The 16,403-nt window shown below is 54.7% G+C and carries 13 protein-coding genes; 12 read left to right on the top strand and 1 reads right to left on the bottom strand.

Going from position 1 to position 16,403, the window contains the following annotated elements; genetic code table 11:
- From C9I92_RS18675 to lpxC, 12 genes are all read left to right on the top strand, one after another.
- Entirely contained in the window at nucleotides 1-1,770 is a 1,770-nt protein-coding gene (locus C9I92_RS18675) for a penicillin-binding transpeptidase domain-containing protein (protein ID WP_415719988.1), read from the top strand.
- Nucleotides 1,757-3,268, top strand: a complete 1,512-nt coding sequence (gene murE, locus C9I92_RS18670; RefSeq protein WP_047886960.1) for a UDP-N-acetylmuramoyl-L-alanyl-D-glutamate--2,6-diaminopimelate ligase — start codon at nucleotides 1,757-1,759, stop codon at nucleotides 3,266-3,268. The genes C9I92_RS18675 and murE overlap by 14 nt, the downstream gene beginning before the upstream one ends.
- Nucleotides 3,265-4,653 carry a UDP-N-acetylmuramoyl-tripeptide--D-alanyl-D-alanine ligase gene (gene murF, locus C9I92_RS18665; protein WP_047886959.1) on the top strand — a complete coding sequence of 463 codons (1,389 nt, stop codon included), beginning with the start codon at nucleotides 3,265-3,267 and terminating at the stop codon, nucleotides 4,651-4,653. The genes murE and murF overlap by 4 nt, the downstream gene beginning before the upstream one ends.
- Nucleotides 4,650-5,732, top strand: a complete 1,083-nt coding sequence (mraY, locus tag C9I92_RS18660; protein ID WP_047886958.1) for a phospho-N-acetylmuramoyl-pentapeptide-transferase — start codon at nucleotides 4,650-4,652, stop codon at nucleotides 5,730-5,732. The genes murF and mraY overlap by 4 nt, the downstream gene beginning before the upstream one ends.
- Complete coding sequence (gene murD / locus C9I92_RS18655) at nucleotides 5,733-7,067, top strand: UDP-N-acetylmuramoyl-L-alanine--D-glutamate ligase (protein WP_047886957.1); 1,335 nt, start codon at nucleotides 5,733-5,735, stop codon at nucleotides 7,065-7,067.
- Complete coding sequence (ftsW, locus tag C9I92_RS18650) at nucleotides 7,067-8,275, top strand: cell division protein FtsW (RefSeq protein ID WP_047886956.1); 1,209 nt, start codon at nucleotides 7,067-7,069, stop codon at nucleotides 8,273-8,275. Before murD ends, ftsW begins: the two co-directional genes overlap by 1 nt.
- Nucleotides 8,262-9,326 (top strand): undecaprenyldiphospho-muramoylpentapeptide beta-N-acetylglucosaminyltransferase, encoded by a 1,065-nt coding sequence (murG, locus tag C9I92_RS18645; RefSeq protein WP_047886955.1) that lies wholly within the window; start codon nucleotides 8,262-8,264, stop codon nucleotides 9,324-9,326. The genes ftsW and murG overlap by 14 nt, the downstream gene beginning before the upstream one ends.
- Before the next feature lie 17 nt (nucleotides 9,327-9,343).
- Nucleotides 9,344-10,804, top strand: coding sequence for a UDP-N-acetylmuramate--L-alanine ligase (gene murC / locus C9I92_RS18640; protein ID WP_047886954.1), 1,461 nt, complete (start codon nucleotides 9,344-9,346; stop codon nucleotides 10,802-10,804).
- A gap of 274 nt (nucleotides 10,805-11,078) precedes the next feature.
- Nucleotides 11,079-11,831, top strand: a complete 753-nt coding sequence (locus tag C9I92_RS18635) for a cell division protein FtsQ/DivIB (protein WP_047886953.1) — start codon at nucleotides 11,079-11,081, stop codon at nucleotides 11,829-11,831.
- Nucleotides 11,832-11,898: 67 nt separating this feature from the next.
- Complete coding sequence (ftsA, locus tag C9I92_RS18630) at nucleotides 11,899-13,155, top strand: cell division protein FtsA (RefSeq protein ID WP_047886952.1); 1,257 nt, start codon at nucleotides 11,899-11,901, stop codon at nucleotides 13,153-13,155.
- 34 nt (nucleotides 13,156-13,189) lie between these two features.
- Nucleotides 13,190-14,371, top strand: coding sequence for a cell division protein FtsZ (ftsZ, locus tag C9I92_RS18625; RefSeq protein WP_047886951.1), 1,182 nt, complete (start codon nucleotides 13,190-13,192; stop codon nucleotides 14,369-14,371).
- 122 nt (nucleotides 14,372-14,493) lie between these two features.
- Nucleotides 14,494-15,411 carry a UDP-3-O-acyl-N-acetylglucosamine deacetylase gene (lpxC, locus tag C9I92_RS18620; RefSeq protein ID WP_047886950.1) on the top strand — a complete coding sequence of 306 codons (918 nt, stop codon included), beginning with the start codon at nucleotides 14,494-14,496 and terminating at the stop codon, nucleotides 15,409-15,411.
- 178 nt (nucleotides 15,412-15,589) lie between these two features.
- On the opposite strand, the gene C9I92_RS18615 is transcribed toward lpxC, so the two are convergent.
- Entirely contained in the window at nucleotides 15,590-16,054 is a 465-nt protein-coding gene (locus C9I92_RS18615) for a DUF721 domain-containing protein (protein ID WP_047886949.1), read from the bottom strand.
- Nucleotides 16,055-16,403: the final 349 nt, after the last annotated feature.

Genomic DNA, 16,403 nt, shown 5'->3' with positions numbered 1-16,403 from the left:
ATGAAGAATATCAAGCGCGATAATACGCCCAATCAACGTCGACAAAAAGCGCCACCGGCTTTTATTCCGTGGCGCTTTGGCGTTATTTGCGGCTTTGTAGTACTGGCGCTCGGGGCACTGATTGCCCGTGCCGCTTATATTCAGGTCCTGGATCCCGGCAAGCTGATCCAGGAAGGCGACATGCGCTCACTGCGAGTGAAGGCACTGCCGTCAGCCCGAGGCATTATTTCGGATCGCAACGGTGAACCGCTGGCGGTCAGTGTGCCGGTTCAGGCGGTGTGGGCCGATCCGGTTCAGATTTTCAAAAACGGTGGCCTGGCTCAGGTGGATCGCTGGCACGCGCTGGCGGATGTGTTGGGGCTCGATCGTAAAGCGCTGCTCAATCGCCTGGAGCAAAATCAATCCCGCCGTTTTATCTACCTTCAGCGTCAGGTCAGTCCGGCCATGGCGGCATATGTCAATAAACTTAAACTGCCAGGCATTGGCCTGAAAGACGAATCCCGTCGCTTTTATCCTTCCGGCGAAGTCAGCGCGCACCTGATCGGGGTGACCGGTATCGATAGTCATGGCCTGGAAGGGGTTGAGCGTACCTACGACGGCTGGCTGACCGGTGAGCCGGGACGGCGCACCGTGCGTAAAGACCGTTACGGCCGGGTGGTGGAAAATATCTCTCTGAAACAGCGTGAACCGGGTAAACCGCTGAGTTTGAGCATTGATCAGCGCCTGCAGGCGGTGGCCTATCGTGCCGTGAAGCAGGCCGTTGCGGATTATCAGGCGACCTCAGCCACTGTCATTATGGCGGATGTCCGGACCGGGGAAATTTTGGCGATGGTGAATGCCCCGTCTTATAACCCGAATAATCGCGATCAGCTGCAAAGCTTCCGAATGCGTAACCGCTCCATAACCGATGCGATGGAGCCGGGTTCAACAATTAAGCCCTTTGTGGTTCTGGCCGCCCTGGAAAATGGGGTGGCGGATGAAAATACAATAATCGACACCGGCAACGGCCTGATGCAAATCGGGGGTAGCCGGGTGCGTGATGTGTCTCAGGTCGGTAAGGCGGATCTGGCGCAAATCCTGAAAAAGTCCAGTAACATCGGCGTCAGTAAACTGTCGCTGGCGATGCCGGTGGATGCGGTGCTGGGCATGTACAGCGGAGTCGGGCTGGGGGATGCTTCCGGCATCAACCTGATTGGCGAAGCGCAGGGCTTTTTCCCTGACCGCCGCCGCTGGTCTGATTTCGAACGTGCCACTCTGTCATTTGGCTACGGCATTTCGACGACCCCGATCCAGTTGCTGCGGGCGTATGCCACTCTTGGAGGGATGGGGGTCAACCGTCCGCTGTCAATCCTGAAGACTGAGCAGGTGATCCCGGGGCGTCAGGTTGCCTCGGTGGAAAACACCCGCAAGCTGCTCAATATGCTGGAAACCGTTACGCAGAAAGGTGGTAGTGCCTTCCGCGCGGGTGTGCCCGGCTATCGGGTTGGGGCAAAAACCGGTACGGCGAAAAAAGCCGTGGCGGGCGGATACAGTGATGAATACATCGCAATGACAGCCGGCCTGGCGCCGATCAGCAACCCGCGTCTGGCGATGGTTGTGGTGGTTAACGAGCCCCAGGGCGACAAATACTATGGCGGTCTGGTCGCCGCACCGATTTTCGCGGAAGTGATGGAAAGCGCCCTGCAAATTTTGAATATCCCGCCTGACGCGGGAACCCGAGAAGAATTAAAAGTAGTAAGTCACAGGGGCAAAACGCATGCCGGAACTTAATCAGAATACTTCAGTTGGCGCCTTGGTTGCGCCGTGGCGTGATGCCCTCTCGTTACCGGATCGCCTGGCGGCGTTGACGGTCACGGGAATGACTCTGGACAGCCGCAAGGTTCAGGCCGGTGATCTTTTTGTCGCGGTCAACGGACACCAGGTGGATGGTCGGCGCTTTATCTCGTCGGCCATTGAATCCGGCGCTGCGGCAGTGCTGGCCGAAGCCGACGATGGTAAACCGGCACTGTGCTGGCAGGATGAGGTGGCGGTTATTGCGCTGCCGGAGCTGGGCCAGAAGCTGTCGGCGATTGCCAAGCAGTTTTACGGCGCGCCGGATCAGGCTCTGGAGCTGATCGCGGTGACCGGAACCAACGGGAAAACCACCATCAGCCAGTTACTGGCGCAGTGGGCACAGTTACTGGGCCACACCAGTGGCGTGATGGGAACCACCGGTAACGGGCTGCTGGCGAACATTCAGCCAGCCGCCAATACCACGGGCAGCGCGCTGGACATTCCTTGTGAGCTGGCGACGATGCACCGTCAGGGCGCAGATTATGTGGCGATGGAAGTGTCCTCACACGGTTTGGTTCAGGGGCGGGTGAAGGCGCTGCAGTTTGCGGCCAGCATTTTTACCAATCTGAGCCGGGATCACCTGGATTACCACGGTGACATGGCAAGCTATGCGGCGGCGAAGCAGACCCTCTTTACTGAGCACCACAGCGGGGTTGCGGTCATTAACGCTGACGATGAGGTAGGCCGTCAGTGGCTGGCAGGATTGCCTGATGCTGTTGCCGTGGCCACTGATGCTGCCGGTGTGGCGGAACATTCTGGCCCTAAACTGTGGCTGGATGAGGTGGCGTACAGCACCCAGGGCGTTAAGATTGCGTTTGACTCCAGCTGGGGAGCCGGACAGTTTGAGGCTCCGCTGGTCGGGGCGTTCAATGTGATGAACCTGATGCTGGCACTGGCCACGTTGCTGGCGACCGGGCGTGATAAAGCTGCGCTGCTGGCTGCCGCACCGCAATTGCGTGCCGTGACCGGGCGGATGGAAGTTTTTCAAGCGGCTGACAAACCTATGATGGTTGTTGATTATGCTCACACCCCCGATGCGCTGGAAAAAGCGCTGCAGGCACTGCGCGTACACTGTGAAGGCCGCTTGTGGTGTATTTTCGGCTGTGGCGGCGATCGCGACAGCGGCAAGCGTCCAATGATGGCCGCTGTGGCGGAGAAGATGGCTGATCGGATTGTGTTGACTGACGATAATCCGCGCTCTGAATCGCCGGTACAAATCGTGGAAGACATGCTGGCCGGGCTGGCACAGCCAGCGCAGGCGACAGTGGTTCATGACCGCCGTGCTGCCTGTGAGTGGGCACTTACCCAAGCCGGGGCTGACGACATCATTCTGGTGGCGGGAAAAGGCCACGAAGATTACCAGATTCTTGCGGATCGGACGATTCATTACTCTGACCGTGAAACCGTACAGGCGTTACTGGAGGCACACGCATGATAAATGTTCAACTTTCCCAGCTGGCTGAAGTGCTCGATGCTGAGCTGGTCGGTGAGGATATGGTTATCAGTGCGGTGTCGACCGATACCCGCCAAATCGGGGCAGACACCTTGTTTGTCGCCCTGATTGGCGAACGTTTTGACGCTCATGATTTTGCGCAGAATGCTTGTGAACAAGGGGCTAAGGCATTGCTGGTAAGCAAACACTTACCGATTGCCTTGCCTCAGCTGATTGTGGCAGACACACATGCGGCACTGGGCCAGCTGGGCGCCTGGCTCAAAGCCCTGATGGAGCGCGAGTACGGGTTACAGACTGTGGCCCTGACCGGCAGCTGTGGGAAAACCACCGTGAAAGAGATGACGGCAGCCATTCTGGCGGAAAAAGGCAAGGTGCTGGCGACCAGTGGCAATTTTAATAATGACATCGGCGTCCCCCTGACCTTATTGCGTTTGGAACCTCAGCATGAATATGCGGTCATTGAACTGGGTGCAAACCATCAGGGTGAGATTGCCTACACCACTGATTTGGTGAAACCGCAGGTCGCGCTGATTAACAATCTGGCCGCAGCGCATCTGGAAGGGTTCGGCTCGCTGCAGGGCGTGGCCAAAGCCAAGGGGGAGATTTTCCAGGGGCTGGCAACCGGTGAAGCCGGTACTGCCATCATTAACCTGGACTCCAACGATCGTACATTGTGGCAGCCGCTTCTGGACGGGCATCCGGTGATGACTTTCTCTGCAACCCGAGAGGATGCGGACTATCACGCCACTGATATAAATATTAACAATTTGGGGCGTGCTTGTTTTACAATGCGCACCCCCGCCGGGGAGTTCCCGGTGTCGCTGACGCTGGCAGGGGAGCATAACGTTGCCAATGCTCTCGCCGCCGCGGCGCTGGCCATGGCGCTGGGTGCCACGCCTGCACAGGTTCAGGCCGGACTCGGCCAGGTGGCAAACGTCAAAGGCCGGGTGGATATCACCGAGCCGCGAACCAATCTGCGGCTGATTGATGATACCTACAATGCCAGTGTGGCCTCAGTGAAGGCGGCGATTGACCTGCTGGCCGGTTTTGCCGGACAGCGCTGGTTTGTACTGGGGGATATGGCTGAGCTGGGTGATGACAGCGCTGCTCTGCACCGGGAAGTGGGTGAGTATGCGCAAGGCAAAGCACTGGATCAGGTGCTGACCTTCGGCGTTGCCAGTGAAGTCGTGAGCTCTCTCAACGGCGGCAAACATTTTAATAACAAGACAGCATTGATTGAGGCGCTGAAACAGCAACTCGAACCATTGCTCAATGACGATAACATCCAAGTGACAGTGCTGGCGAAAGGGGCTCGCAGCTCCCGCATGGAAGAGGTAATTGTCGCACTGCAGGACAACAAAGAATGATTTACTGGTTAGCCGAATTACTAGAACCCACGTTTCCATTTTTTCGACTATTTGAATACCTGACGTTCCGGGCCATCATTAGCATCCTGACGGCTCTGGTGATTTCGCTGTGGATGGGGCCACGTCTGATTGCCCGTCTGCAGATGCTGCAAATTGGTCAGGTGGTTCGCCACGACGGTCCGGAGTCTCACTTTAGCAAGCGTGGTACGCCGACTATGGGCGGGATCATGATCCTGGCCGCGATTACGATCACAGTACTGCTGTGGACGGATCTGAGCAACCCGTATGTCTGGGCCGTGCTGACGGTCATGCTGGGCTACGGGGCTGTTGGCTTTGTGGATGACTACCGCAAAGTGGTACGCAAGAATACAGACGGTCTGATCGCCCGCTGGAAATACTTCTGGCAGTCAGTGATCGCGCTGGGTGTGGCGTTTGCCTTGTATGTACACGGTAAAGACACGGTGGCGACTCAGCTGGTGGTGCCATTCCTCAAAGACGTGATGCCACAATTGGGGCTGTTCTATATCGTCTTTACCTATTTTGTGATTGTCGGTACCAGTAATGCCGTTAACCTGACCGATGGTCTGGACGGCCTGGCTATTATGCCAACGGTTATGGTGGCCAGCGGCATGGCGTTTATCGCTTGGGCAACCGGCAACGTGAATTTCGCGAACTATCTGCATATTCCTTACCTGAAAGATGCTAGTGAACTGGTGGTCGTCTGTACTGCGATAGTCGGAGCCGGACTGGGCTTTTTGTGGTTCAACACCTACCCGGCACAGGTCTTTATGGGCGATGTCGGCTCTCTGGCACTGGGCGGTGCGCTGGGTACAATTGCGGTGCTGGTGCGTCAGGAACTGCTGCTGGTATTGATGGGCGGTGTGTTCGTGATGGAGACCGTTTCGGTGATCCTCCAGGTGGGCTCGTACAAACTGCGTGGCCAGCGTATTTTCCGCATGGCCCCGATTCACCACCATTATGAATTGAAAGGCTGGCCGGAGCCGCGAGTGATCGTCCGTTTCTGGATCATCACCCTGATGCTGGTTCTGATCGCGCTGGCAACACTGAAGGTACGATAAATGAAAGGCTTGGAAGGCGTACAAAATGTTGTGGTAATTGGCCTGGGGATGACCGGTTTGTCGGTTGTGAACCACTTATGCCGATTGGCGCAGCCGTTGGATATCAAAGTGATTGATACCCGGGAGACGCCTCCGGGCCGAGAGCAACTGCCACCAACCGTTGCGCTGTGCAGTGGTGAGTGGCAGATGGACTGGCTACTGGCCGCCGATTTGATTGTGGCCAGCCCGGGGATTGCCCTGGCAACGCCGGAGTTGGTGCAGGCCGCACAGGCCGGCATTGACATTGTCGGCGACATTGAGCTGTTTGCCCGGGCGGTTACCAAGCCGGTGGTTGGGATTACCGGCTCTAACGGCAAAAGTACGGTAACCAGTCTGGTCGGTGAAATGGCGAAGGAAGCCGGTATGAATGTCGGCGTCGGAGGCAACATCGGCTTTGCAGCGCTCGATATGCTGGCCGAAGATCATGACGTCTATGTTCTGGAGCTGTCCAGCTTCCAGCTCGAAACTACTGCTTCGTTGTCGCTCAAAGCCGCGGTCTACCTCAACCTTTCTGAAGATCATATGGATCGCTACACCGGGCTGGATGATTACAGCCTGGCAAAAATGCGTATCTTCCGTCATGCCGAACTGGCAGTGTATAACCGCAATGATCTGGCAACCCGTCCGGAATTTGCTGGCCCGATGACCAGCTTTGGTCTGGATGCCGGTCCATACGGGCTGGTCGAGTTGGATGGCCGGGAGTGGCTGGCGGTGAACGGTGATGCTGTGCTGCCAAGTGATGAGATTGCGCTGGTGGGCCGTCACAATGTCGCCAACAGTCTGGCGGCACTGGCGCTGGCCGATGCCTTGGGCGTCGATCGTGGCGCTGCCTGCCGAACACTGCGTCGTTATACCGGACTGGCACACCGTTGCCAGTTGGTTGCCGAGCAGCACGGCGTGAAGTGGGTCAATGACTCCAAAGCCACTAACTTGGCGAGCACGGTCGCGGCCCTGAGTGGTCTCACCCTGCAGGGCAAGTTGCATCTGCTGATGGGCGGGGATGGCAAAGGCGCGGATTTCTCTGAGCTGGCGCCCGTACTGGCGGCGCTGAACGTTCAGCTGTACTGCTTTGGTCGCGACGGCCACCTGATGGCTGAGCAGGTATCAGGTGCGGTGCAGGTTGAAACGATGGCACAGGCCATGACAATGGCTGCCGCTTCAGCAGCCTCTGGCGATATGGTGCTGTTGTCTCCTGCCTGCGCCAGCTTTGATCAGTTTGCCAATTTCATGGCGCGCGGTGAGGCGTTTGCCGCACTGGCCGGTGAGCTACAGCATCAGGTCGGTGGGGCCGGATAATGCTGGGCGTACTGAGAGACAGTGTGGAGTCTCTGTTTGACTGGCTGACCCGACCGGCCGCACAAAGCAGTTACGATCGTCAGCTGGTGTGGATTGCGCTCTCTTTGATGGTAACCGGTCTGGTGATGGTGACTTCCGCCTCGGTGCCGGTGGCGACCCGCCTGACGGACATGCCGTTTTATTTCGCCCTGCGCCATGCATTCTTTTTGGCCGGGGCTCTAGTGATCGCTGGCTTCGTGGTCATGGTGCCGCTGGAAAAGTGGCGGCAGTACAGCGTACCGATGCTGATCACCTCGTTGGTGCTGCTGGTGGTTGTGTTGCTGATTGGCCGTTCGGTCAATGGTGCTTCCCGCTGGATCCCGCTCGGGATCTTTAATTTGCAGCCAGCCGAAGTGGCCAAGCTGTCTCTGTTTCTGTTTTTGTCCGGCTATCTGGTTCGTCAGTATGAGCAGGTACGTGAAAGCTTTCGTGGCTTTCTAAAGCCGCTGGTCGTACTGGGCGTGCTGGGCGTGCTGCTGCTGGCGCAGCCTGACCTCGGCTCCTTCGTCGTGATGTTTGTTACGACAGTTGGCATGCTCTTTATTGCCGGGGCCAAGTTGTGGCAGTTCATTGCCATGCTGGTGATGGCGATTGGCGGCATCGGCCTGCTAATCCTGCTGGAACCTTATCGGATGCGCCGGGTAACGTCGTTTCTTGACCCGTGGGAAGACCCGTTTGGCAGTGGTTACCAGCTGACGCAGTCACTGATGGCGTTTGGCCGCGGTGACTGGCTGGGACAAGGGCTGGGGAACTCCATTCAGAAGCTCGAATACCTGCCGGAAGCTCACACGGACTTCGTATTTGCGGTACTGGCGGAAGAAGTTGGCCTGATTGGCGTGACAGTCGTCCTGCTCCTGATTTTTGCTCTGGTGTTCAAATCACTGATCATTGGCCGCCGTTGTCTGCAGACCGGGCAACTGTTTGGCGGTTTCCTGGCGTTTGGTTTTGCCTTCTGGTTTGCGTTCCAGACGTTGGTTAACGTGGGGGCTGCTGCCGGTATGGTACCGACCAAAGGTCTGACCCTGCCGCTGATCAGTTACGGTGGCTCCAGTCTATTTATTATGGCAACCGCTGTTGCCATCCTGATCCGGATTGACTTTGAGCAGCGCCTGGCTGCCCGTTATGCCCCGGATCCTGAAAAAGAAGATACAGAGAATGAACAAGAATAAACGCTTGCTGGTGATGGCTGGCGGAACCGGTGGCCATGTATTTCCCGGGCTGGCGGTAGCCAAGAAGCTGCAACAGGAAGGCTGGGAAATTCGCTGGCTGGGTACCGCGGATCGTATGGAAGCGGATCTGGTGCCGAAACACGGTATTGATATCGATTTTATTAAAGTCAAAGGCCTGCGCGGACAAGGGATCCTGCGTTTGCTGTCGGCGCCGTTTAAAATCGTCGGGGCGATTCTGCAGGCCAGACAATACATCAAAGCCTGGCAGCCGGATGCGGTGTTGGGCATGGGGGGGTACGTGAGTGGCCCAGGCGGCGTGGCAGCCTGGCTGTCGGGCGTACCGGTGATTTTGCATGAGCAGAATGCCGTGGCCGGGCTGACAAACCAGTGGCTGTCCCGTATTGCCAGTGGCGTGCTACAGGCGTTCCCGGGAGCGTTTAAAGGGCGTGATGTTGTCGGTAACCCGGTGCGCGAAGATGTGACGGTGCTGCCAGCGCCGGCAGAACGTTTTGCGGAGCGCCAGGGGCCAGTGCGTATCCTGGTGATGGGGGGAAGTCAGGGGGCACGTATCCTGAATCAGACTCTTCCTCAGGTGGCAGGGATTCTGGGTGATAAAGTCACTATCTGGCATCAGGCCGGTAAAGGGGCGCAGGCCGAAACCCAGGAGGCCTATGAAGCTAACACCACGGTGCCACATAAAGTAACCGAGTTTATTGATGATGTGGCCGCAGCTTACGCCTGGGCCGATTTGGTGGTATGCCGCTCCGGTGCACTGACAGTCTCTGAGCTGTCAGCGGCGGGACTGGGGGCTATCTTTATTCCGTTCATGCACAAGGACCGCCAGCAGGCGCTGAATGCCGACCATCTGGTAGCCTGCGGTGCCGCAAAAATGATTGAGCAGCCGGATCTGACCGTTCAGGGGCTGGCTGATGAGATTGCACAACTAGACCGTAGTCAGCTGACGGCGATGGCCGAGGCGGCACGGAATGCAGCGATTCTTGACGCGGATGTCCGTGTCGCAGAAGTGATTAAATCGCTGGCAAAACAATAACAAGACGAGACAAAGTGATGAGTAAACTGGATAACCAGCAGCTAGCTAAAATTCGTACCATGGTACCAGAGATGCGCCGCGTAGAGCGTATTCACTTTGTTGGTATCGGCGGCGCCGGAATGAGCGGAATCGCCGAAGTACTGGTCAATGAAGGCTATCGGGTCAGTGGTTCTGATCTGGCGCCGAATGCGGTGACAGAGCGGCTGACCAGCAAGGGTGCTGAGATCTTTTTTGGTCATCAGGCATCAAATGTTCAGGGCGCGAGTGTGGTGGTGGTGTCGACCGCAATCCGTCAGGACAATCCAGAGTTAGTTGCAGCCCGTGAGCAGCGTATTCCGGTAGTGCGCCGTGCCGAAATGCTGGCCGAGCTGATGCGCTATCGCCACGGGATTGCAATTGCGGGAACGCACGGCAAAACCACAACGACGGCCTTGGTCACTCAGATTTATTCCGAAGCGGGGCTGGATCCGACGTTCGTCAACGGCGGTCTGGTGAAAAGCGCAGGAACCAATGCCCGTTTGGGTTGCAGCCGTTACCTGATTGCTGAGGCGGATGAAAGCGACGCGTCTTTCTTGCACCTGCAGCCGATGGTCTGTGTTGTGACGAACATTGAAGCTGACCACATGGATACCTATGGTGGTGACTTTGAAGTTCTGAAGCAGACGTTTATTGATTTCCTGCATAATCTGCCGTTCTACGGGCTGGCTGTGATGTGCATTGACGATCCTGTGGTTCGTGAACTGCTGCCGCGGGTCGGCCGTCCGGTGATCACGTACGGTTTCTCAGAAGATGCTGATGTTCGCCTGGTGGATTACACGCAAACGGGTCAGCAAGGCCACTTCTCGATTCTGCGCAAAGGCAAGCCTACACTGAAAGTTACCCTGAATATTCCGGGGAAACACAATGCGCTGAATGCAACGGCGGCAGTGGCTGTTGCCAGTGAAGAAGGCGTGGAAGAAGATGCCATCATTCGTGCATTGGTAGAATTCCAGGGCACCGGTCGTCGTTTCGACCATTTGGGTGAGTTTGAAACCGGTAACGGCAACGTCATGCTGGTGGATGATTATGGTCATCACCCGAGCGAAGTGGATGTCACCATCAAAGCTGCGCGGGCCGGTTGGGCGGATAAGCGCTTGGTGATGGTGTTCCAGCCACACCGTTACAGCCGTACCCGTGACTTGTATGAAGATTTCGCCAATGTGCTGGAGCAGGTTGATGTTCTGGTAATGCTGGATGTCTATTCTGCCGGGGAAGCACCGATTACCGGAGCAGATGGGCGCTCTCTGTGCCGCACTATTCGCGGGCGCGGCAAAATTGATCCGATTTTTGTGCCCAACGGTGAAGCATTGCCGTCAGCGTTGGCCAACATTCTACAAAATGATGATTTAGTTCTGACACAAGGCGCCGGTGATGTTGGCAAAATTGCACGCCAACTTGCTGAAATGAAACTGAATATTGACATGATGCGTCAGAAGTAGTCAGCGGAGGCGCAAGTCTGGCGTAAATCTTGCCTGAGTATCAGGTTCAGTGATGTTTGCCGTGATGTTTGCCGGAAAAAGCTGTGCAATAGGTCTCTTAAGTGTCTTATTGCTATCAGTAATTGCAAGGAATCATGAGACAAGTGTTGGAGTGCCAGAGCTTGCTCGGTATAATCTGTCAACTTTGCTCGCAAGATGCGGTCTGATTTAGAGCGGTTTAGGCTGCCAGTTCCGTATCTTGCCGGTAAATGTCGGCTATTAGGGTTTTGAATGTATGGCTGATACGGTTTTAAATCGCATACCGCTACCTTCCCCTGTGGCCAGAAAACACTGGGGTGGGTTGGCTTTTTTTCTTTTTGTCATCAGCTTTATTGTCTGGCTGTTCAGTGCCGCAATAGACTGGATGACCGATGCCAACCGGCTGCCATTATCGCAGCTCATTATTCAGGGGGAGCTGCATTACCTGACGCCGGATGATGTCCGAAACGGAATACTCCAGCTTGACAGTCTGGGCAGCTTCATGACGCAGGATGTGGATGATATTCAGCATACGCTGGAAGCCATGCCCTGGGTAGCCAGAGCGGCAGTTCGCAAGCAGTGGCCGGATACGGTGAAAGTGTATCTGGTTGAACAGGAGCCCGCGGCCTTTTGGGATGATGAGTTTCTGCTGAATACGTCTGGTGACGTATTTTATGCCCCGAAAGAGCAGGCCGGACAGGCGTTTGTCGCGCTATCCGGACCGGAAGACAGCAGCCGACAGGTATTGGCTGCGTTGCATGAAATGCAACCCAGATTACAGCGAGCCGGCTTTGAAATTGCTAGGCTGGTATTGAACGAACGTCGTGCCTGGCGCGTGTGGTTAACCAACGGCATCAGGCTCGAATTAGGGCGCAAGGAAAGAATGGAGCGGCTGGAACGTTTCATTACCTTGTTCCCGGAGATAGAGCAGCAGGGAAAGGCCATCGAGTACGTAGACTTGCGCTATGACACCGGGGCTGCTGTAGGCTGGACTACAGATCCAGAGTAAGCGAAACCAAATGGGACGGCATCGCCGCTTTCTGTTTGGCTTGGTAGAACTATAAGAGCGTGCGCTAATGACGAAGGCAGCAGATAAAAAACTGATAGTGGGCTTGGATATTGGTACATCCAAAGTCTGTGCTTTAGTCGGGGAAGTGTTGCCGGATGGTGAAGTAAACGTCATCGGTGAGGGTAGCAGTCCTTCTGGCGGAATGGACAAAGGCGGCGTGAACGATCTTGAGTCCGTCGTAAAATCGGTTCAGAGCGCTGTTTACAAGGCCGAACTGATGGCTGACTGCCAGATTTCCTCGGTTTTCCTGTCTTTATCAGGTAAGCATATTCGTTGCCAGACAGAAGAAGGTATGGTGCCGATTTCTGATAAAGAGGTGACACAAGACGACGTTGATAATGTTATACATACAGCGAAGTCAGTAAAAATTAGTGATGAACATAAAGTTTTGCATGTTATTCCTCAGGAATTTGCTATTGATTACCAAGAGGGGATAAAAAATCCTGTTGGTTTATCAGGGGTGCGCATGGAAGCCAGTGTTCATCTAATCACTTGCCATAACGACATGGCGCGCAACATCGTGAAAGCGGTTGAGCGCTGTGATCTGAAAGTCGATCAGCTGATATTCTCTGGTCTGGCTGCCAGTTATGCTGTTCTGACACCGGACGAGCGCGAGCTCGGCGTGTGTGTCGTGGACATCGGTGGCGGTACAATGGATATCGCGGTCTGGACCGGTGGCGCACTGCGCCATGCTGCCGTCATCCCGTATGCCGGCAATGTGGTGACCAGCGATATTGCTTATGCCTTTGGTACACCGCTCGGTGATGCGGAAGAAATCAAGGTCAAATACGGTTGTGCACTGAGTGAAATGGTCAGCAAAGATGCGAAGGTCGATGTACCGAGCGTCGGCGGACGGCCTTCACGTAGTCTGCAGAGCCAGACATTGGCGGAAGTGATCGAGCCTCGTTACAGCGAATTGCTGGGGCTGGTGAATCAGAAGCTAATCGAAGTACAAGAACAACTGCGTAATGCGGGCGTCAAGCACCAACTGGCAGCAGGTATTGTCCTGACCGGTGGTGCGGCTCAAATGGAAGGGCTGGTTGAATGTGCCGAACGGGTATTCAGCAATCAGGTCCGGGTAGGATTGCCGCTGGACGTGACTGGACTGACAGAACATGTCCAATCACCGCATTACGCGACAGCAGTCGGTCTGCTGCATTACGGAAAGGATAGTCAGACATTTGACGATAGTGATCTGGAGCCGAAACGGTCTGTCTCCAGTATTTTCACTAGAATAAGTGGTTGGCTTAAAAAAGAATTTTAAAACCTGATGCGAACAGGATGAACGGAGAGAACACATGTTTGAACCGATGATGGAAATGTCTGACGAGGCAGTAATTAAGGTCATTGGCGTTGGCGGCGGTGGCGGTAACGCTGTCGATCACATGGTACGTGAATCTATTGAAGGCGTTGAGTTCATCAGTGTAAACACTGACGCTCAGGCACTTCGTAAAAGCAGTGTCAGCACTGTAATTCAGATTGGCGGCGCGATCACTAAAGGTCTGGGTGCCGGTGCCAACCCACAGGTTGGCCGTGATTCGGCGCTGGAAGATCGTGAAGCAATCAAAGCTGAGCTGGAAGGTTCAGACATGATTTTCATCGCTGCCGGTATGGGCGGCGGTACCGGTACCGGTGCGGCCCCGATTATTGCGGAAGTCGCGAAAGAGCTGGGTATTCTGACGGTTGCCGTAGTTACCAAGCCATTCAGCTTCGAAGGTAAAAAGCGTATGGCTTTTGCCGAGCAAGGTATCGAAGAACTGTCTAAGCACGTTGACTCGCTGATCACGATTCCGAATGAGAAGCTGCTGAAAGTGCTGGGCCGTGGCATCACTCTGCTGGACGCTTTTGCGAAAGCGAACGACGTGTTGAAAAACGCGGTACAGGGTATTGCCGAGCTGATTACTCGCCCGGGCATGATCAACGTCGACTTTGCGGACGTACGTACAGTGATGTCTGAAATGGGTCATGCGATGATGGGTAGCGGCGTTGCGACCGGTGATGACCGTGCAGAAGAAGCCGCTGAAATGGCGATTTCCAGCCCACTGCTGGAAGATATCGACCTGGCGGGTGCTCGTGGCGTACTGGTTAACATCACCGCGGGTATGGACATGCGTCTGGATGAGTTTGAAACCGTTGGTAACACCGTCAAGGCATTTGCTTCTGACAACGCGACCGTGGTTATCGGTACATCACTGGATCCGGAAATGTCTGACGAGCTGCGTGTAACAGTAGTGGCAACGGGTATTGGTAAAGACACCAAGCCTGATATCACTCTGGTTACAACCAGCAAACCAGCACCAGCAGTTGCACAGGAAAAAACGGTTCAGCCTACGCCTGTGATGGAAGACACGAAGCCAGCTCCGCTGACTCAGTCTGCCCCAGCCGCTGAAGGTAACGCTCAGGCAGCAGCGAAAGCTAAACCACAAGCGGACCACGACTACCTGGACATCCCGGCGTTTTTGCGCAAGCAAGCAGACTAATTGCTTAGCTGTTGCAAATTATTTGGGAAACAGGTAACAAAGTGGTATGATGTCTGTCCTTGTCCTATTTTTGAACAAGGATAAGGGCCGACATTAGGCATTTAAACAGTTGAGAAACGCAGATGATCAGACAACGTACATTGAAAAGCATTGTCCAAACGACCGGGGTGGGTTTGCACTCTGGACGTAAAGTCACGCTGATCCTTCGTCCTGCTGCGGCAAACACCGGTGTGATTTATCGTCGTACGGACTTGAATCCACCTGTTGATTTTCCAGCGAACGCCGACTCAGTGCGCGATACAATGTTATGCACCGCTCTGGTGAACGAAGAAGGTGTGCGTATCTCGACTGTGGAACACCTGAATGCCGCATTGGCAGGTATGGGTATCGATAACGTGATTATCGAAGTGGATGCGCCGGAAATTCCGATTATGGACGGCAGTGCCAGCCCGTTTATTTACCTGCTGCAATCAGCCGGTATTGAGACGCTGAATGCGCCTAAGCGCTTCCTGCGTCTTAAGAAAACTGTTCGCGTCGAAGATGGTGACAAATGGGCCGAGCTGCGTCCATACAACGGCTTCCGCCTGGATTTCACTATCGAGTTTAACCATCCGGCGATTGATGCGGATCAGCAGCGTTTGGTTCTGGACTTCTCAAGCCAGTCATTTGTAAAAGATATCAGCCGCGCACGGACCTTTGGTTTCATGCGTGATATCGAGTATTTACAGTCACAGAACCTGTGTCTGGGTGGTAGCTTTGATAATGCCATCGTACTGGATGATTACCGTATCTTGAATGATGACGGCTTACGTTTCGACAATGAACTCGTGACTCACAAAGTACTGGACGCCATTGGTGACCTGTACATGTGCGGCCACAACATCATTGGTGAGATGGTGGCTTATAAATCAGGCCACGCGCTAAACAACAAATTGCTGCGTGCTGTTCTGGCTGACCAAGAAGCTTTTGAATGGTCGACCTTCGATAATGAACAGCAGGTGCCTGTTACTTTTGCCCAGCCGGGCATGGTACTTGCCTGATACCCAATCAGATTGAAAAACGCCGGACTCTGTCCGGCGTTTTGCTTTTCTGGCTTCGTGAATCTCGCCTCGAGAAATACTTTACTATTTTCGGCAATAGCCACTCTCAGTATTCGCTTCTTTAAGCAATAGCTACTTTAGTTAGTAGCTACTTTAAACAATAGCTACTTATGCCGTGTTATTTTGAACGATTTCGGGCTTCAGCCATAGCGGCGATACGTTCCAGCCGAGCTTTAATTTTATCAGGGGCATCTGCTGCGGTTTGACGCAGGTAACCTGCTGCCTTATCCGAGATTGGCTTGCGAACGATATCCGGGGTTTTTTCTGACGGTGCCGGAGCGACCGCAGCTAAAGCCGGATTGACCCGAATGTCAATTTGACTGAGATTCGGGAGTAGTTTTTCCCGGAGCTTCTGCATCAGCGTATTGCGCTCGTAGTTCAGGCGCATTGACCAGGCCGCTGAGGCCGTTTCAATAATCAGGACTCCCTGGCGGTAGTTACTGACTCGACAGTGTTCAGCACAGTTCAGGTGCGCCTTAACCGCTTTATCCAGCTTACTCAAGGCGATAGCACGCTGCTGAATATTCCCCATCTGGCTGTTGTCCAGCAAAGTCGCGGGTGTTTGAGGGCGGTGATCACGCATGTCTGGCAATTCCTGGCTCTGAATTAGGGGATAAGTTCTAATTTTTCGGATATGGTAAACATCGCCGGGGGATTTGCCATAGGCGACACTGTCAATATGGCTTATTATATCAGGCTTGGGAACCTAATGAATAACACGACATAACTGTCTTGTGGCTCCCAAAATGAACACCGGTGAGCGGAAAATGTGGGTATTTTACGGTTTCGACTTGAAATGGCGGAGATAGGCCACAATATCTTTCTTAACCACTATTTTCCGGTCGGCTTGTTTCGCCACTTGTGTGGTGGATTGAAACGGGACAGGGACGAAGACGTTCAGGCCATGACCTCGATTCCGTCTGGTAGTATCC

Origin of the sequence: Photobacterium ganghwense (genome assembly GCF_003025595.1) — a bacterium.
Classification (GTDB): Bacteria; Pseudomonadota; Gammaproteobacteria; order Enterobacterales; family Vibrionaceae; genus Photobacterium; species Photobacterium ganghwense.
This window is presented reverse-complemented; position numbering and strand designations above follow the sequence as displayed.

Coding starts and splice junctions, on each gene's coding strand:
- C9I92_RS18675 (WP_415719988.1), top strand. CDS start 1: ATGAAGAATATCAAGCGCGATAATACGCCCAATCAACGTCGACAAAAA.
- murE (WP_047886960.1), top strand. CDS start 1,757: ATGCCGGAACTTAATCAGAATACTTCAGTTGGCGCCTTGGTTGCGCCG.
- murF (WP_047886959.1), top strand. CDS start 3,265: ATGATAAATGTTCAACTTTCCCAGCTGGCTGAAGTGCTCGATGCTGAG.
- mraY (WP_047886958.1), top strand. CDS start 4,650: ATGATTTACTGGTTAGCCGAATTACTAGAACCCACGTTTCCATTTTTT.
- murD (WP_047886957.1), top strand. CDS start 5,733: ATGAAAGGCTTGGAAGGCGTACAAAATGTTGTGGTAATTGGCCTGGGG.
- ftsW (WP_047886956.1), top strand. CDS start 7,067: ATGCTGGGCGTACTGAGAGACAGTGTGGAGTCTCTGTTTGACTGGCTG.
- murG (WP_047886955.1), top strand. CDS start 8,262: ATGAACAAGAATAAACGCTTGCTGGTGATGGCTGGCGGAACCGGTGGC.
- murC (WP_047886954.1), top strand. CDS start 9,344: ATGAGTAAACTGGATAACCAGCAGCTAGCTAAAATTCGTACCATGGTA.
- C9I92_RS18635 (WP_047886953.1), top strand. CDS start 11,079: ATGGCTGATACGGTTTTAAATCGCATACCGCTACCTTCCCCTGTGGCC.
- ftsA (WP_047886952.1), top strand. CDS start 11,899: ATGACGAAGGCAGCAGATAAAAAACTGATAGTGGGCTTGGATATTGGT.
- ftsZ (WP_047886951.1), top strand. CDS start 13,190: ATGTTTGAACCGATGATGGAAATGTCTGACGAGGCAGTAATTAAGGTC.
- lpxC (WP_047886950.1), top strand. CDS start 14,494: ATGATCAGACAACGTACATTGAAAAGCATTGTCCAAACGACCGGGGTG.
- C9I92_RS18615 (WP_047886949.1), bottom strand. CDS start 16,054: ATGCGTGATCACCGCCCTCAAACACCCGCGACTTTGCTGGACAACAGC.